15 protein-coding genes and 1 riboswitch are annotated in these 13984 nt (G+C 38.6%); of the genes, 11 read left to right on the top strand and 4 right to left on the bottom strand.

Going from position 1 to position 13984, the window contains the following annotated elements; all coding sequences use genetic code 11:
- Positions 1-32 precede the first annotated feature (32 nt).
- From DIZ80_16085 to DIZ80_16065, 5 genes are all read left to right on the top strand, one after another.
- Positions 33-587: a glycerol acyltransferase gene (locus tag DIZ80_16085; GenBank protein ID RDH81591.1), complete on the top strand. Its 555-nt coding sequence runs from the start codon at positions 33-35 to the stop codon at positions 585-587.
- 26 nt (positions 588-613) lie between these two features.
- Positions 614-1123, top strand: a complete 510-nt coding sequence (locus DIZ80_16080) for a bifunctional adenosylcobinamide kinase/adenosylcobinamide-phosphate guanylyltransferase (protein ID RDH81590.1) — start codon at positions 614-616, stop codon at positions 1121-1123.
- A gap of 77 nt (positions 1124-1200) precedes the next feature.
- Positions 1201-2262, top strand: coding sequence for a nicotinate-nucleotide--dimethylbenzimidazole phosphoribosyltransferase (gene cobT, locus DIZ80_16075; GenBank protein RDH81589.1), 1062 nt, complete (start codon positions 1201-1203; stop codon positions 2260-2262).
- 3 nt (positions 2263-2265) lie between these two features.
- The gene (locus DIZ80_16070) at positions 2266-2865 is read left to right on the top strand and encodes a histidine phosphatase family protein (protein RDH81588.1); all 600 of its coding nucleotides are present in this window, start codon (positions 2266-2268) and stop codon (positions 2863-2865) included.
- 2 nt (positions 2866-2867) lie between these two features.
- The gene (locus DIZ80_16065) at positions 2868-3599 is read left to right on the top strand and encodes an adenosylcobinamide-GDP ribazoletransferase (protein ID RDH81587.1); all 732 of its coding nucleotides are present in this window, start codon (positions 2868-2870) and stop codon (positions 3597-3599) included.
- Between the two features lie 63 nt (positions 3600-3662).
- On the opposite strand, the gene DIZ80_16060 is transcribed toward DIZ80_16065, so the two are convergent.
- Positions 3663-5117 (bottom strand): cobyric acid synthase CobQ, encoded by a 1455-nt coding sequence (locus DIZ80_16060; protein RDH81586.1) that lies wholly within the window; start codon positions 5115-5117, stop codon positions 3663-3665.
- A gap of 108 nt (positions 5118-5225) precedes the next feature.
- Here DIZ80_16060 and DIZ80_16055 point away from each other — a divergent pair, with 108 nt between their 5' ends.
- From DIZ80_16055 to DIZ80_16045, 3 genes are all read left to right on the top strand, one after another.
- Positions 5226-6107, top strand: coding sequence for a cobalamin-binding protein (locus DIZ80_16055; protein RDH81585.1), 882 nt, complete (start codon positions 5226-5228; stop codon positions 6105-6107).
- Positions 6108-6187: 80 nt separating this feature from the next.
- Positions 6188-6407: riboswitch (cobalamin riboswitch) on the top strand.
- A 452-nt stretch (positions 6408-6859) separates the two neighbouring features.
- Positions 6860-8467: a hypothetical protein gene (locus DIZ80_16050; GenBank protein RDH81725.1), complete on the top strand. Its 1608-nt coding sequence runs from the start codon at positions 6860-6862 to the stop codon at positions 8465-8467.
- Positions 8468-8470: 3 nt separating this feature from the next.
- Complete coding sequence (locus tag DIZ80_16045) at positions 8471-9154, top strand: hypothetical protein (GenBank protein ID RDH81584.1); 684 nt, start codon at positions 8471-8473, stop codon at positions 9152-9154.
- 26 nt (positions 9155-9180) lie between these two features.
- Here the strand turns inward: DIZ80_16045 and DIZ80_16040 are convergent, their stop codons facing one another.
- Both DIZ80_16040 and DIZ80_16035 read right to left on the bottom strand, forming a co-directional pair.
- Positions 9181-9948, bottom strand: a complete 768-nt coding sequence (locus tag DIZ80_16040; protein RDH81583.1) for an ABC transporter — start codon at positions 9946-9948, stop codon at positions 9181-9183.
- Entirely contained in the window at positions 9945-10943 is a 999-nt protein-coding gene (locus DIZ80_16035) for an ABC transporter permease (protein ID RDH81724.1), read from the bottom strand. The genes DIZ80_16040 and DIZ80_16035 overlap by 4 nt, the downstream gene beginning before the upstream one ends.
- A gap of 85 nt (positions 10944-11028) precedes the next feature.
- Between DIZ80_16035 and DIZ80_16030 the strand changes: the two genes are divergently transcribed.
- The 3 genes from DIZ80_16030 (at position 11029) to DIZ80_16020 (ending at position 13117) form a co-directional block, all read left to right on the top strand.
- A complete protein-coding gene (locus tag DIZ80_16030) occupies positions 11029-11583 on the top strand; it encodes a cob(I)yrinic acid a,c-diamide adenosyltransferase (GenBank protein ID RDH81582.1) in 555 nt (184 codons plus the stop codon).
- Positions 11584-11610: 27 nt separating this feature from the next.
- Positions 11611-12501, top strand: a complete 891-nt coding sequence (locus tag DIZ80_16025; protein RDH81581.1) for a fructokinase — start codon at positions 11611-11613, stop codon at positions 12499-12501.
- Positions 12502-12577: 76 nt separating this feature from the next.
- The gene (locus tag DIZ80_16020) at positions 12578-13117 is read left to right on the top strand and encodes a DUF2058 domain-containing protein (protein RDH81580.1); all 540 of its coding nucleotides are present in this window, start codon (positions 12578-12580) and stop codon (positions 13115-13117) included.
- 103 nt (positions 13118-13220) lie between these two features.
- Here the strand turns inward: DIZ80_16020 and DIZ80_16015 are convergent, their stop codons facing one another.
- A complete protein-coding gene (locus DIZ80_16015; GenBank protein RDH81723.1) occupies positions 13221-13970 on the bottom strand; it encodes a hypothetical protein in 750 nt (249 codons plus the stop codon).
- Positions 13971-13984 lie beyond the last annotated feature (14 nt).

Raw genomic sequence — 13984 nt, 5'->3', positions numbered from 1 at the left:
TTAGAAACAAAAGTTTAAGTTGATAACAAAAAATGAGATTTTTAAGTCGAATAATATTAAAAATGCTTGGTTGGCAGCTGGATGAACAGTTACCAGCCATTAATAAATACGTGTTGATCGGGTACCCGCATACGAGTAACTGGGATTTTATTATGGGCATGTTAGCTAAGTGGGCTATGAATATGCCGCTTAACTGGGTAGCAAAACACAGTATGTTCTGGGGGCCGTTTGGACCTATATTCGTTGCAATGGGTGGCGTGCCAGTTAACAGGGGCAAAGCATCGGGTTTTATTCAAAAAAATATTGATTTATTTAATTCCAGAGAGTGTTTTGTTCTTGGTCTTATGCCCGAGGGAACAAGGTCAAAGACAGATAAATGGAAAACAGGTTTTTATCATATAGCTGATGGCGCGAATGTGCCTATAGCACTGGCATATCTTGATTATAAAAATAAGAAAATAGGTGTAGGTAAAATGGTAGAGACAACAGGCGATATTGATTCGGATTTTGAAATTATAAAAAGCTTTTATCAGGATAAAACAGGGTGTAACCCGAAAAATCAGAGTGACCTGATAATAAAAAAATAATGTGAGATTTTTAAAAAGTATCAAATATGAAGCAATTTATATTAGGCGGGGCCAGATCAGGTAAAAGCACCTATGCTGAGCAGTTAGCAAAAGCGAGTGATAAAAAGGTCATTTATATAGCTACCGCAACAGCAGGTGATGAGGAAATGAGCCAGCGTATACGCCTGCATCAGCAACAGAGACCCGAACACTGGCAGTTAATTGAAGAGCCTGTAAACCTGCCTGATGTTTTAATAGAAAACAATAATCCGGGGAATTGTCTTTTAATTGATTGCCTGACTTTGTGGTTGAGTAACTGCATGGCAATAGATGATGAAGATTTTGTTCTACAGAAACAGAATGAATTGATAAACGTTATAACTGAGCTGAAATCTGATTTAATACTCGTGAGTAATGAGGTTGGGCAGGGTATTGTGCCAATGAGTGAGCTGGGTAGAAAATTTGTGGATGAGTCTGGACGGTTACATCAGAAAATAGCACAGGTTTGTGAACGTGTTGTATTTATAACAGCGGGGCTGCCACAAGTTTTAAAATAATGGTTCTCTGTTATTTTTATTTAAATAAATAACTTTCGAATGAGTGTCGATAAGAGTAAAACAAAAGAAGAATGTAAATGGTTGAAAAAAGTTGGTTAGATAACCCGGTTAAAGATGTTAGTAATAAATTTAAAATACTTGCAAAGCAGCGTCAGAATAGCTTAACCAAACCACCGGGTTCATTAGGTAGAATGGAAGATATTGCTATACAGTTATCTGCAATGCAGTTTACTGATAAACCTGCAGTTAATAATGTGCATATAGCTGTATTTGCTGCAGATCATGGTGTTGCTGAGGAAAATGTATCTGCATTTCCTCAGGTGGTAACACTGGAAATGGTGAAAAATTTTGCCAGGGGTGGCGCAGCAATAAGTGTTTTAGCTAAAACGCTAGATGCTAAACTTGAAGTGATTAATGCGGGTACCGTTAATGATCATGAGGAGATGTTGTCGGTATACAATCAACGTATTGCTCCGGGTACACAAAATTTCAGTAAACGACCTGCAATGTCACAGAGTCAATTGTTAGAAGCTTTGAATGTGGGGAGTGAGTCGGTTAAACGTGCGATAAACGAATCAGCTGATTTATTTATTGGCGGTGATATGGGTATTGCAAATACAACATCAGCTACTGCAATTGCCTGTGCATTATTGAATGAAAGCGCTGAAAAATTAACCGGCCCTGGGACAGGGCTTGATAAAGATGGAGTTTCATATAAAGCTTCTGTAATACAGAAAAGTATTGAGTTACATAAAGATAACATGAAATCACCAGTAGGTGTTTTGCAGTCGGTAGGCGGTTTTGAAATTGCAGCGCTTGTTGGTGCGTATATATCCTGTGCACAAAACTCCTTACCGGTTTTAGTTGATGGTTTTATAAGTAGTGTTGCAGCTCTTATGGCAATAAAGATAAAACCTCAGGTAAAACAGTGGATGTTTTTTTCACATGCTTCTGCGGAGCCAGGGCATGCGATGATTATGCAGGTAATGGATGTTAAACCGTTACTTGATATGAATATGCGTTTAGGTGAAGCCAGCGGTGCAGCTATCGTTGTTCCATTAATGAGAATGGCCTGTGTGCTGCATAATAATATGGCAACATTTGAGCAGGCAAGTGTTTCAAATAAAGATAATATGTAAATAATGCAGAAGTTAACAACTATTGATTTATTACGTCATGGAGAAACAACTAAAGGTAACTGTTTTCTGGGGTCTACGGATGCATCTCTTAGTAAACAGGGCTGGGAACATATGCAGTTAGCTGTTAAAGGGCAGTTATATCAACGGATTATTAGTTCTCCTTTAATACGCTGTGCAGATTTTTCACAAACACTAGCAAAAGAAAATGGTCTGGACCTGGAGATAGAAGATGATTTACGTGAAATAGATTTTGGTGACTGGGAAGGACTAACCGCGGAAGATTTATGGCGTACCGATCAGGAAAAACTGAGTATGTTCTGGGAAGACCCTGAGAGCAATACACCACCCAATGCAGAAGGATTTTCAGATTTTAAGAGTCGTGTAAATAGTGCGTTTGAACATGTAGCGAACAAACATAAAAATGAACATATTCTGCTGGTCGTACATGGCGGTGTGATAAGGCAGATTATTTCAGAAATATTGTCCATAACGTTTAAAAAGTCTCAAAAAATAAATATTGATTATGCAGGTTTAACCAGAGTTACCAGTTATGACGGAAATTTGAGCCTGCATTTTATTAATCAGCAAGTTAATAAACTTTAATTATGACCGCTTTTTTAATTGCACTTCAGTTTCTAACTCGGTTTCCACTTAATTTTAATATTGAGTGGACAGATGAAAACGTTGCCAGGTCATTGCTCTGGTATCCGGTTGTAGGTTTTCTTATCGGGTTGTGTATATTTGTTATTTCTTCATTGTTAGCGGAACAAAACTCAATATTAGTTGCGGCGATTATTTTATCTGTCTGGGTGATCATTACCGGAGGGCTGCATTTAGATGGTTTAGCGGATAGTGCGGATGCATGGGTGGGTAGTCATGGCGATAAAAAACGTGCATTAGAAATAATGAAAGACCCACAGGCTGGGCCCATTGCGGTTATTGTTCTGGTGCTGGTTTTGTTAATAAAATTTTCGGCTATTAATAGCCTGATTTTAAATAATGAAATTTATCTATTAATTGCTGCACCTGTTATTGCTCGTTGTGTTCCTTTAACGTTGTTTTTAACTACGCCTTATGTAAGAGAGCAGGGGTTGGGTAGTGCTATGGCGGCGTATTTACCACGAGAGTTAGCCTGGACTGTGTTGAGTGTTGTATCTATTGTTAGTTTGTTTTTTCTGGGTTTTGTGCAGGCTGTAGTTTTGATTCTGGTTGTAGCTTGTGTGCTCTGGTATTTGCGGTATTTGATGGTTAAGTTTATTGGTGGGATGACCGGGGATACGATTGGTGCAGCGATTGAGTTTGTGGAAGTGGTTGTTTTGATGGCTATTGTGTTTTAGTTGTTTGGGCCACTAGTATGTTTACACGCTCTAATCCAGTAGCCAAAAATCATAAATGTGCAATTAAATTAATTTTAAAATACGAGAAACATCCAAATGCTCCTCAATAGAAATAGCCAGTCGCTCAATCTCCCTTTCCTGCAAAGCTAAATAATCCACAGACTCCACCTCCCGTAGCCCTGCCCATTCCAAAATCGCATTACAAGCTTCAGTCTCATTAAATAAACCATGAAAATAACTACCCATAATATTATTATCTGAAGAAACAGCACCGTCAGAACCGTTATTAGTGATAATAGCCGGATGTTCTAAAACCGGACCTTTACTAATGCCAGCATGAATTTCATAACCAGATACTTTTGTGTTATTTAGAAAAAGTCTTCCCGTTTTATTATGTAGTTGTTTTGTTCTATGTATTTCAGTTTGCATATCAAAAAAACCAAATCCATCAGCAAATCCGGCTTTTCCTTCAATGCCTGATGGATCATAAATACTGTTGCCAAGCATCTGAAAACCACCGCAAATGCCTATTATTTTTCCGCCATATCTTAAATGTTTTTGTAAATTTTCTGCCCAGTTATTGTTCTGTAGAAATTCAAGATCAGCTCGTACACTTTTACTGCCGGGTAAAATTATCAGGTCGCAGGGTGGGATCGGTGAGTTGTGTGAAACGTATTCAAAATCAACCTGAGGGTGTAAGCGTAAGGGATCGAAATCGGTATGATTGCTAATGCGGGGTAAAACAGGCACGATAACTTTTAATGTTTTTTCTTTGTTTTCAGTGCAAACTGATAGATTATTAATAGCATCTTCTGCTTCAATATGCAGACCGTGCAAATAAGGTAAAACGCCCAGAACAGGTTTTCCTGTTTTTTCTTCCAGCCAGTCAAGGCCTGACTGCAGTAATGTTATATCACCACGAAAACGATTGATGACAAAACCTTTGATGCGGTTTTGTTCTGATTCAGATAATAATTCAAGAGTACCAATCAGGTGCGCAAATACACCACCTCTATCAATATCGGCAATTAGAACGACAGGGCAATCAACGGCTTCAGCAAATCCCATATTGGCAATATCACGATCACGTAAATTAATTTCTGCGGGGCTACCGGCACCTTCAACCATAATTACTTCATATTGGTCGCTTAAACGTTGATGTGAATCTAAAACAGCTTTCATGGCAATTGATTTATAGTTATGGAATGTTTTAGCATCCATGTCCTGTAATGCTTTACCATGAATAATTACCTGTGCGCCAACATCTGTATTGGGTTTTAGCAACACAGGATTCATATCAGTAGTAGGCTCAATACCACAGGCCTGAGCCTGTACTGCCTGTGCTCTGCCAATTTCACCGCCGTCAGCCGTTACTGCACTATTTAATGCCATATTTTGTGGTTTAAAAGGCGCTACGTTAATGCCATGGTTTTTTAATACTCGACACAATCCTGCAACGAGGATTGTTTTACCCGCATCTGAGGTTGTGCCCTGAATCATAAGTGTTTTAGAGGTCATGGTGAGGTTGTAACGTCCCGTTATTTAAATAAAGCAACTTGAGATAAAGTCATGGAGCGTATAGTCTTTGTGTAATAAATTCAAATCAGAAGCATCTGGAAGTAATTAGTGAAGTTGAAAGTAATATTTATATTGATATTTTCCGTTGTATCGACGAATGCATTATCAGAAATAGTGGTTACTGATGACAGCGGAAAAAAAATAACTTTTGATAAACCGGTGAAACGTATTATTAGTCTTGCGCCCCATGTAGCTGAATTACTTTTTGCGGCAGGAGCTGACAAACAGGTATTAGGTACCGTTAGTTTTAGTGATTATCCTGAGAGAGCAAAAAAAATACCCAGAATAGGAAGTTATAAAAAAGTTGATAAAGAAAAGATTTTAGCTTTACAGCCAGAGCTTATCATTTACTGGAAAAGTGGAAATCCGGTCGACATGATTAATGGCATTAAAGATCTGGGTATACCAATATTTAATAATGAACCGGATGAGTTTGAAGATGTGGCAGAATCTCTAAGAGTGTTGGGTAAGTTGCTTGGAACAGAACATGTTGCTGAAGTGCAGGCAAATGAATATCTTAAGCGCCTTAAGAGTCTTAGAAAAAAATATTCTGATAAAGTTGGCGATAATGACAAAATCAGAGTTTTTTATCAGGTCTGGAACCAGCCATTGATGACGATTAATAAAGATCATCTGGTCAATGATGTCATTGAATTTTGTGGAGGTGTTAATGTATTTGCAGACATGGATAATATTGCACCCACTATTGATATGGAAAGTGTTATGAAAAAAAATCCAGATGTAATATTGGCGGGTATGGCAAAGGGGCGAGAAGACTGGTTAAGTGAATGGCTGCGTTGGGAAGCTATTGAGGCAGTTAAAAATAATCATGTTTATGCCATAGATGCCGGTTTGATAGTAAGACAAACGCCTCGAATTCTTGATGGTGCCGAAAAAATATGTGAGATTTTTTCAAAATATAAAAAATAAAATCAATTAAAACAATGGGTTAAAGTGGAGATGCTTAATAAGCTGTACTAATTCAATTGTTATTCTAAAATTCATGGGGTATAGTCGCCCCAGTTTCAGGTCCTGAGCAATCAGGATAATAGGGAAGCCAGTGATTATTGCCTTGAGTAAAAGAATCTGGCACTGCCCCCGCAACGGTAATTGAGTAAACATGAGTCAAAGTTAGTGTAATAACTGACTAAGCCACTACAAATGTGGGAAGGCGATTCATATTATTTAGCCTCATAAGTCCGGAGACCTGCCTGAGATGTTTACTGTTTATAGTTGCGGAGGGCAACTCGGTTCAGACTCATCTATCTGTCTATCAGCTTTTTAGTCTTACCAATTCCTTTGCAACATTAACTTTATCTAAAATTTTGGGTGAGCTAATGTTATTGAATAAAAAAAATACTTTATTACTGGCTGTTATATCTTCCAGTTTCCTGCCATGTCATAGCGTTATGGCAGAAGATGTGCCAACTGTTGTTGTTAGTGCATTTAGATCAAATCAGTCGACTGTAACAATTCCAATGAATATTAAAGTGATTACACGCGAGCAAATTGAAGCGAGCGGAGCAAGTAACTTTGCTGAAGTAATTAGTGGCGTAGGTGGAGTGCATGTTACGGATTTATATGGTGATGGCACTGAGGCTACGGTATCAATGCGAGGGTTTAGTAATAGTACAGCTATATCGAATACATTAATTATTATCGATGGTCGTCGAGTGAATAATATTGATTTATCGGGTCCGGATCTTAATGCTGTTTCAATAAAAGATATTGAGCAGATTGAAATCATACAGAGTAGTGCAGGTGTATTGTATGGTGATCAGGCCGTCGGTGGTGTGATTAATGTTATTACCAGAAAGCCTAAAGAGTTCACTGCAGATATTGAAGCACGAACAGGTAGTTATGGACGTAAACAAGTTTTAGCAAGAATAACTGATAAAATTTCAAATGGTGTAAGTTATGTGTTATCTGGTGATGTATTAGAGGCAGATAATTATAGAGATAATAATGAGTTAGAAAATGTTAATTTGCTTGGGCGAATAGATTATGAGTTTTCATCTGGTAATGTTTACGCTGAATACCAGGTTATAACAAGAGAGCAGGAACTACCTGGCGCGTTATTTTCAAATGAGGTCGAAGCAGATAGAAGACAATCGACTATAAACTTTTCAGATGATTATTTAGATGAAGATACTAAGGTTTCACGAGTAGGTACTAAAACATCAGTGAGTGATAACTGGTTTGTTGAGGCTGAGTTGATATCTCATGAGTTTGAATATGAAAGTGTTCAAAGTTCCAGTTTTGGTAAAAATACCACACCATTTTTTATAAACAGCGAACAGCTGGAATTCACTCCCCGTATGATCGGTATATTTTCATTTAATGGTGGTGAGGCAATTATTACAACGGGCATAGATTATTTGAAAGCAGATTATGAATCATATTTAACAGATGAACAAAAAGCACTGTCGTACTATATGCAGGCTGTTGTACCTTTGGCGTCTAAAACATCACTGACTCTTGGTGGTCGAAAAGCCAGAGTTGAAAATGAGATGGTATCCAGTTTTACCAATGGTGAGTTAACTGAGCGTGTTTCCGCTTATGAGTTAGGTATTCAAAGTGCGTTGTCAGATAATCTGGTGTTATTTGCTCGATTTGACCAAAACTTTAGATTTGCCAAAGTTGATGAGCTTTCGTTTGCTTCTCCGACCGCACCATTAAAAACACAGACAGGTGATTCAAATGAGGTGGGCATAGAGTGGACTGTAGCAAGTTATGCCGTCAAGGCGCAAGTTTATAGGCTTGAACTGGAAGATGAGATTGCTTATGACCCGGGTGCAGAAGGTCCATTCGGGCCAGGTACAGGTGCAAATGTTAACCTGGATCCAACGACCCATGATGGGCTTATTGTTGAAGCTGATTATAAGGTATATAGTGATTTAAATGTAAATGCAGCATTTACCTATACAGATGCAATATTTGATTCCGGTGTGTTTGCTGGAAATAAAATATCAGGTGTGCCAGAGCGTAAAGCATCAATGGCGGCTGATTATCGTATAAGAGAAAACCTGAAAACATACGTAGAAGTTATTTATACTGATGACCACTTTGTTTCTGGCGATAATGCAAACAGCAATCCAAAACTGGATGGTTATACTGTTGTGAATGCTAACCTTAGATATCAGTTAAAAGAATGGACATTCTCTGCTCGAATTAATAATGTTTTTGATAAAGAGTATTCCGCCAGTGCTAATGAATCTTTTGGTGCTGTTTCGTTCTTCCCTTCACCAGAAAGAAATTTCTGGTTGAGTGCTGCAGTGAGATTTGAATAAAAATTGTTTAAGTGTTCTAAAAAAATAATTGTTATTGCACTGGCCTTTTCGGGGCTGGTGCATGGTGTGTTTATTTTTTATTATATTAATGATTTCAGTTATGGGGGGGTTGAAGAGGTTTCTAATTTTATTTCAGTAAAACTAGAAGCAAAGAACAATAGAGTTGAAAAAGTTTCTAGTAAGAAAAGTAATAAATTAAAAAAAATAGATAACCATAAATCTGTAGTAAATGATTATCATGAAGTAAAAAGTCCATCTGTTAAAAAAGAGCCCGAAGAAATAATTGAATTCAGTGCGATTGATGAGTCGGATGAAGAATTAGATGAATTAGATAGAGGTAATGATTATCAGGAGAAAATAGTAGAATTAGCAGAGGCTGAGAACAGAGAGTTATTAGGTGAGCAGAAAAATCTGTTATTGGGTTTGTTGCATCGTGAAATTAATAAACATAAAAATTATCCATTCATGGCTATCAGGCAAAGACGTGAAGGTCTGGTAAAAATTAAATTTATGCTGTATCCAGATGGACAGGTATCTAATATAGCTATTGTGAAATCAAGTCGTTATGGCTTGCTGGATGAAGCAGCAAAATCGGCAGTTATGGATGCTTCTCCATTTTTAATTGCTGAAAATCATTTAAAAAAAGCAGAGCTGTTTAATATAGATATTGATTTCAGATTAAACTGATATATCTAACCAATAATATACTCTTACTATCCGGCTATAAATATCGGGTATTTACCAGAGTTAATTCGAGTTATCGGGTAATCAAAAAGCTTCAGTAAATTCTCTTCACTAAGCAGTTCATTGGTGTTTCCGACTAACACTTTTCCATCACCTAGCAGTAACATTAGTTTGTCACAAAACCGGGCAGCTAAATTTAAATCATGTAAGGTCATCATAATTATTTTTTTCTGATGTATTGCCTGATTACATAATGTTTCTAATATCTGAATCTGATATTTTAAATCCAGGTGACTATTCGGTTCATCCAGTAATAATATCTGTGGGTTTTGTGTTATCAGTGTCGCAATGGCAACTCGTTGGCGCTCACCACCGGAGAGTTGATTGATCGGACGTTCTGCTAAATGAGAAAGCTGAACACTATTTAGTGCATTGTGTGCAATTTCGTAGTCGTTTTTACTTTCCCACTGCCAGTTACTGATATGTGGGTGACGTCCTGTTATTACGGTTTCAATTACACTGCATGGGAAGCTGTCTTCATGATGTTGTAATAGTACACCCAGTTGTTGTGCAATTTGTTTACGTGTTAACTCTAAAATGTTTTTTTTCTGAATAGTTATGTTGCCGTTTAATGCCGGACGTAATCCTGCCAATGTATGAAGTAGAGTTGTTTTTCCTTTTCCATTGCGACCGAGAATGCCCCAGACTTCTGATTGTTTGCATTCAATGTTCAAATCATCACAAACCAGGGTGTTGCTTATTTTTATTCTTAAATTTGAAGTAGATAACAAGCTCATGACATCTCCTGCTGTTTATAACCACGGCTTAATAAAAATAAAAATAATGGTACACCAATAAATGCGGTTATGACGCCAACGGGTAATTGCTGTGGTGCAATAATGCTACGTGCTAACGTGTCTGATAAAAGCAATAAGCTACCCCCCGCAAATACACAGGCGGGGGCTAACCAGCGATGGTCACTGCTGATTAATAAACGCATCATGTGTGGGATGATTAATCCCACAAAACCGATACTGCCAGCCTGAGTGACTGCAATTGCGGTGAGGGCTGAGGCGAGTAAAAAAAGGCTTAGGCGAAGCGGTTTAAGTGAAATACCTAATACACTGGCCTGCATTTCCCCCCGTGATAATACATTGAGTGAACGTGCCATTATTAAACTGAGTGCCAGGCCTATAATTAATACAAGAGGTAATACCGGGTTACTTAGCTGTTCAGAATGCGCGTAACTTAAATCTCCCATCAACCAGAACAGCATACCTTTAAGTGACTGGTCAGGGCTCACCGATAAGATGAAATTAATTGTAGCGCCCCAGCCGGATGCAACAACCACACCTGTCAGTAGTAAGCGAGAAGGGTTCCAGCTACCTCTGCCATGCGCTAGACCAAAAACCAGAGTAATAGAAATAAGTGCACCAACAAACGCGCTTGCTGATACAAGGCCAGTTGCCAAACCTGCACCTATAGCCAGTATGGCACCTACTGATGCACCACCAGAAACACCCAGAATATATGGATCAGCCAAAGGGTTGCGTAATAATACCTGCATTAACATGCCCGCTAACGATAGCAGAGCCCCTGTAATAAATGCCACATATGCGCGAGGCAGGCGTAATTCATAAATCACAGTGCGTGTTATGTCTGAGCCATCACCCATTAGTGTTTTTAGTATATCGTTAAAAGATAAAGACAGGCTGCCAACTGAAAGTGCAAATAAAAAACTGACAATGCTCAATAATATAAGTAGAAAGAGTATGGTTAGAGGTTTACGCATTTTAAAAAAATCAGTATCTATGGGTTTATTTAATGGCATAGTGATTATAAGCTTAATTAACTTAATTAACACGCAGGTTTAAATAGTGGGTTATCGACTTTCAAAAATTTATACCCGAAAGGGTGACAGTGGAACTACCGGCATGGCCGATGGTAGCCGAGTAGCTAAAGACAGTTTACGAATGCATGCAATCGGTGATTTAGACGAACTAAATAGTATGCTGGGGGTGGTCGTCAACAAATGTCAGCCGGGTGAGGTTCGGGAGAATATGATTACCATTCAGCATGATCTTTTTAATCTGGGCGGTGAACTGGTTATGCCTGATTATGAAAAGATAAATCAGTCGCGTATTGACTGGTTAGAGTCTACCTTAGATGAAATGAATGAGAAGTTGCAGCCACTCAAGGAGTTTATTCTGCCGGGCGGAGGAGAAGCAGCCTGCTTCTGTCATATGGCACGTACAATTTGCCGACGAACAGAAAGGGTGATGGTTTCTTTAAATTCAGAGACCGTAATTAAAACCGAGTTGCTGGCATATGTAAATCGTCTGTCGGACTGGTTATTTGTTGCGAGTAGAATTATGAATCAAATCGACGATGAAGCTGAAGTTTACTGGCAGTCAGATCGTCTTAATAATTAATCATTAATTAAGTAACGGGCATTTAGTATGCGAATTGGAATAGACCTCGGTGGAACTAAAGTTGAAGGTATTGCACTTGATGATAATGGTAAACAGTTAATTCGTCATAGGGTTTTAACACCAGCGGGTGATTATCAGGGAACATTAAATGCGATAGTTGATTTAGTTGGTTATATAGAGTCATCAATCAAACACTGCGCAAGCATTGGTATTGGTACGCCCGGTTCTTTATCTCCAGTAAATCAGTTACTACGAAATTCAAATTCTGTTTGTATGAACGGTCAGCCGGTGAAGCAGGATTTAGAAAAGTTGCTGAATCGTGAAATTCGTATGAGTAATGATGCTAACTGCTTTGCTTTATCTGAAGCCACGGATGGTGCTGCAAAAGGTGAAAATATTGTTTTTGGTGTAATTGTTGGAACAGGAACGGGTGCAGGTATTGTTGTTAACGGAAAGGTATTAACGGGAGCAAATGCAATTGCAGGTGAATGGGGGCATAACCCTTTGCCCTGGCCAGAAAGCAACGAGCTTCCCGGTTCTGAGTGTTATTGCGGGAAGTACGGCTGTATAGAAACTTTTTTATCGGGGCCAGGTTTATCGGCTGACTATTTTTCAAGTACGGGAGAACAGCTAGACGCTGTTGACGTTGTGGCTCTGTCAAAGGCTGATTCACAGGCTGAGGTATGCCTGCTGCGCTATGAAGACAGGATGGCACGAGGCCTGGCACACATTATTAATGTACTTGATCCGGACGTGATCGTGTTAGGAGGGGGAATGTCTAATGTGTCGAGGCTGTATAAAAATGTACCTGAGTTGTGGGGCCAGTATGTTTTCTCTGATGTGGTAAACACACGTCTGCTTGCGCCGGTATATGGTGATTCTAGTGGCGTTAGAGGGGCTGCGTGGCTGTGGGACTGAGTTGTGTCTAGTTCAAGACATTGTAATGAAATCACGGTAAAATAGCCCTATACAGATACATTATTGAGATAGAACAATGAGCAACCCTTTCGCAGAACAATTTCTTAAAGCCGGTGTGGTAAGTAAACAGCAAGTTCAAAAGGCTAAACAGGAAAAAAATAAAAAGAAAAAACAGCAGCATAATAATAAAAAAATTAAAGTCGATAATACGGCTGAGCTTAAAAGAATAAAAGCAGAAGAAGAAAAAGCGGCTCGCGATCGAGAATTAAATAAAAAGAAGCAGGATCAGGCAAAAGGTAAAGCGCTTTCAGCTGAAATTAATCAGCTCATTCTTGCGAATAAACTCAATCGTGATGAAGGCTGTGACCTATCATATAACTTTGAACATCAGAATAAAGTTAAGAAAATTTATATTAATGCTGAGATGAAACAGCAACTGGTTAAGGGTAAGTTAGGTATTGCTCGTATAGAAGGTATCTATGAGCTTATACCGTTAGATATTGCAGAAAAAATACAGCAGCGTAATGCGAAGCGTGTTGTTATTCTTGAAGAAGAAGTGAAAGATGAAAATGATCCGTATGCTGATTATGAAGTGCCGGATGATCTGGTCTGGTGAAGTAGTTCATTGCTCTGCCAATCTGATCGGAATCACAACAGGGGACGGAGCGCAAAAAACGCGGCCCATCCCCGAGCAAAGCAAGCACGTGAGAAATCCACTTTTATAAAAAAGCAAACTCATAACTAACCATATCGCTACCCGGATCTTTTATTTCCAGATTGATATTAATAGAAATGTCGGGCTGCATTTTTGAAATCTGCTCTTTAGGAATGCCCAGGTATTCAACGGCATTAAAGCGACGACCTGCAATTGTTTTCCCCCGTACATTTTCAAAACGCAATTCAATAACAGGAAAGTCCTGAGCAAAATCAGCCTGATTTACGATGCTTGCTGATACCATTAGCGCATTTTCAACATTCGGGTGAGAAAAAATATTTTTACTGGTAAGAATAATTAATTTTCTATCTTTTGGTGGCGGTAGTGTGCAGCCTGTTTGTTGGCATAAAATATTCAACCAGGGGCGTAGTTCTGCAATTTTTACCAGCTTGTCACGATTGTAAAAAGCATATTGTAAAAATATGGCTGATATACCCGTTAAGATTGCCAGAGTTAAAATTAAAGTGCCGATAAATCCAAATCGTTTTTTTCCTTTTCTCGATTCAGCACGTAATTCCGGGGGAATAACATCAGCAACTATGTGTTGAGTATCCGGCGAACTGTCAGTTTCTTCTTCATTAATGTCAGGTGACTCAACTGCGTTATTTTCGGTTTGATAATTAATGGCATTATATGGATTGTCAGCAGTGAATATAGCCAGACAGTGGCCGCAACGAACTTGCCCGTCAGCCTGTTCTAACTCGGACTCTTTTACTCGAAATACAGTATTACAATGGGGACATTCAGTTTGCATATAATTTTGTAATT

This window comes from endosymbiont of Galathealinum brachiosum, from assembly GCA_003349885.1.
Classification (GTDB): Bacteria; Pseudomonadota; Gammaproteobacteria; order SZUA-229; family SZUA-229; genus SZUA-229.
This window is presented reverse-complemented; position numbering and strand designations above follow the sequence as displayed.

Excerpts from the sequence above, each read along its gene's own strand:
- cobT (RDH81589.1), top strand. The coding sequence starts at position 1,201 with ATGGTTGAAAAAAGTTGGTTAGATAACCCGGTTAAAGATGTTAGTAAT.
- DIZ80_16020 (RDH81580.1), top strand. The coding sequence starts at position 12,578 with ATGAGCAACCCTTTCGCAGAACAATTTCTTAAAGCCGGTGTGGTAAGT.
- DIZ80_16040 (RDH81583.1), bottom strand. The coding sequence starts at position 9,948 with ATGAGCTTGTTATCTACTTCAAATTTAAGAATAAAAATAAGCAACACC.
- DIZ80_16070 (RDH81588.1), top strand. The coding sequence starts at position 2,266 with ATGCAGAAGTTAACAACTATTGATTTATTACGTCATGGAGAAACAACT.
- DIZ80_16080 (RDH81590.1), top strand. The coding sequence starts at position 614 with ATGAAGCAATTTATATTAGGCGGGGCCAGATCAGGTAAAAGCACCTAT.
- DIZ80_16035 (RDH81724.1), bottom strand. The coding sequence starts at position 10,943 with ATGCGTAAACCTCTAACCATACTCTTTCTACTTATATTATTGAGCATT.
- DIZ80_16065 (RDH81587.1), top strand. The coding sequence starts at position 2,868 with ATGACCGCTTTTTTAATTGCACTTCAGTTTCTAACTCGGTTTCCACTT.
- DIZ80_16025 (RDH81581.1), top strand. The coding sequence starts at position 11,611 with ATGCGAATTGGAATAGACCTCGGTGGAACTAAAGTTGAAGGTATTGCA.
- DIZ80_16060 (RDH81586.1), bottom strand. The coding sequence starts at position 5,117 with ATGACCTCTAAAACACTTATGATTCAGGGCACAACCTCAGATGCGGGT.
- DIZ80_16015 (RDH81723.1), bottom strand. The coding sequence starts at position 13,970 with ATGCAAACTGAATGTCCCCATTGTAATACTGTATTTCGAGTAAAAGAG.
- DIZ80_16085 (RDH81591.1), top strand. The coding sequence starts at position 33 with ATGAGATTTTTAAGTCGAATAATATTAAAAATGCTTGGTTGGCAGCTG.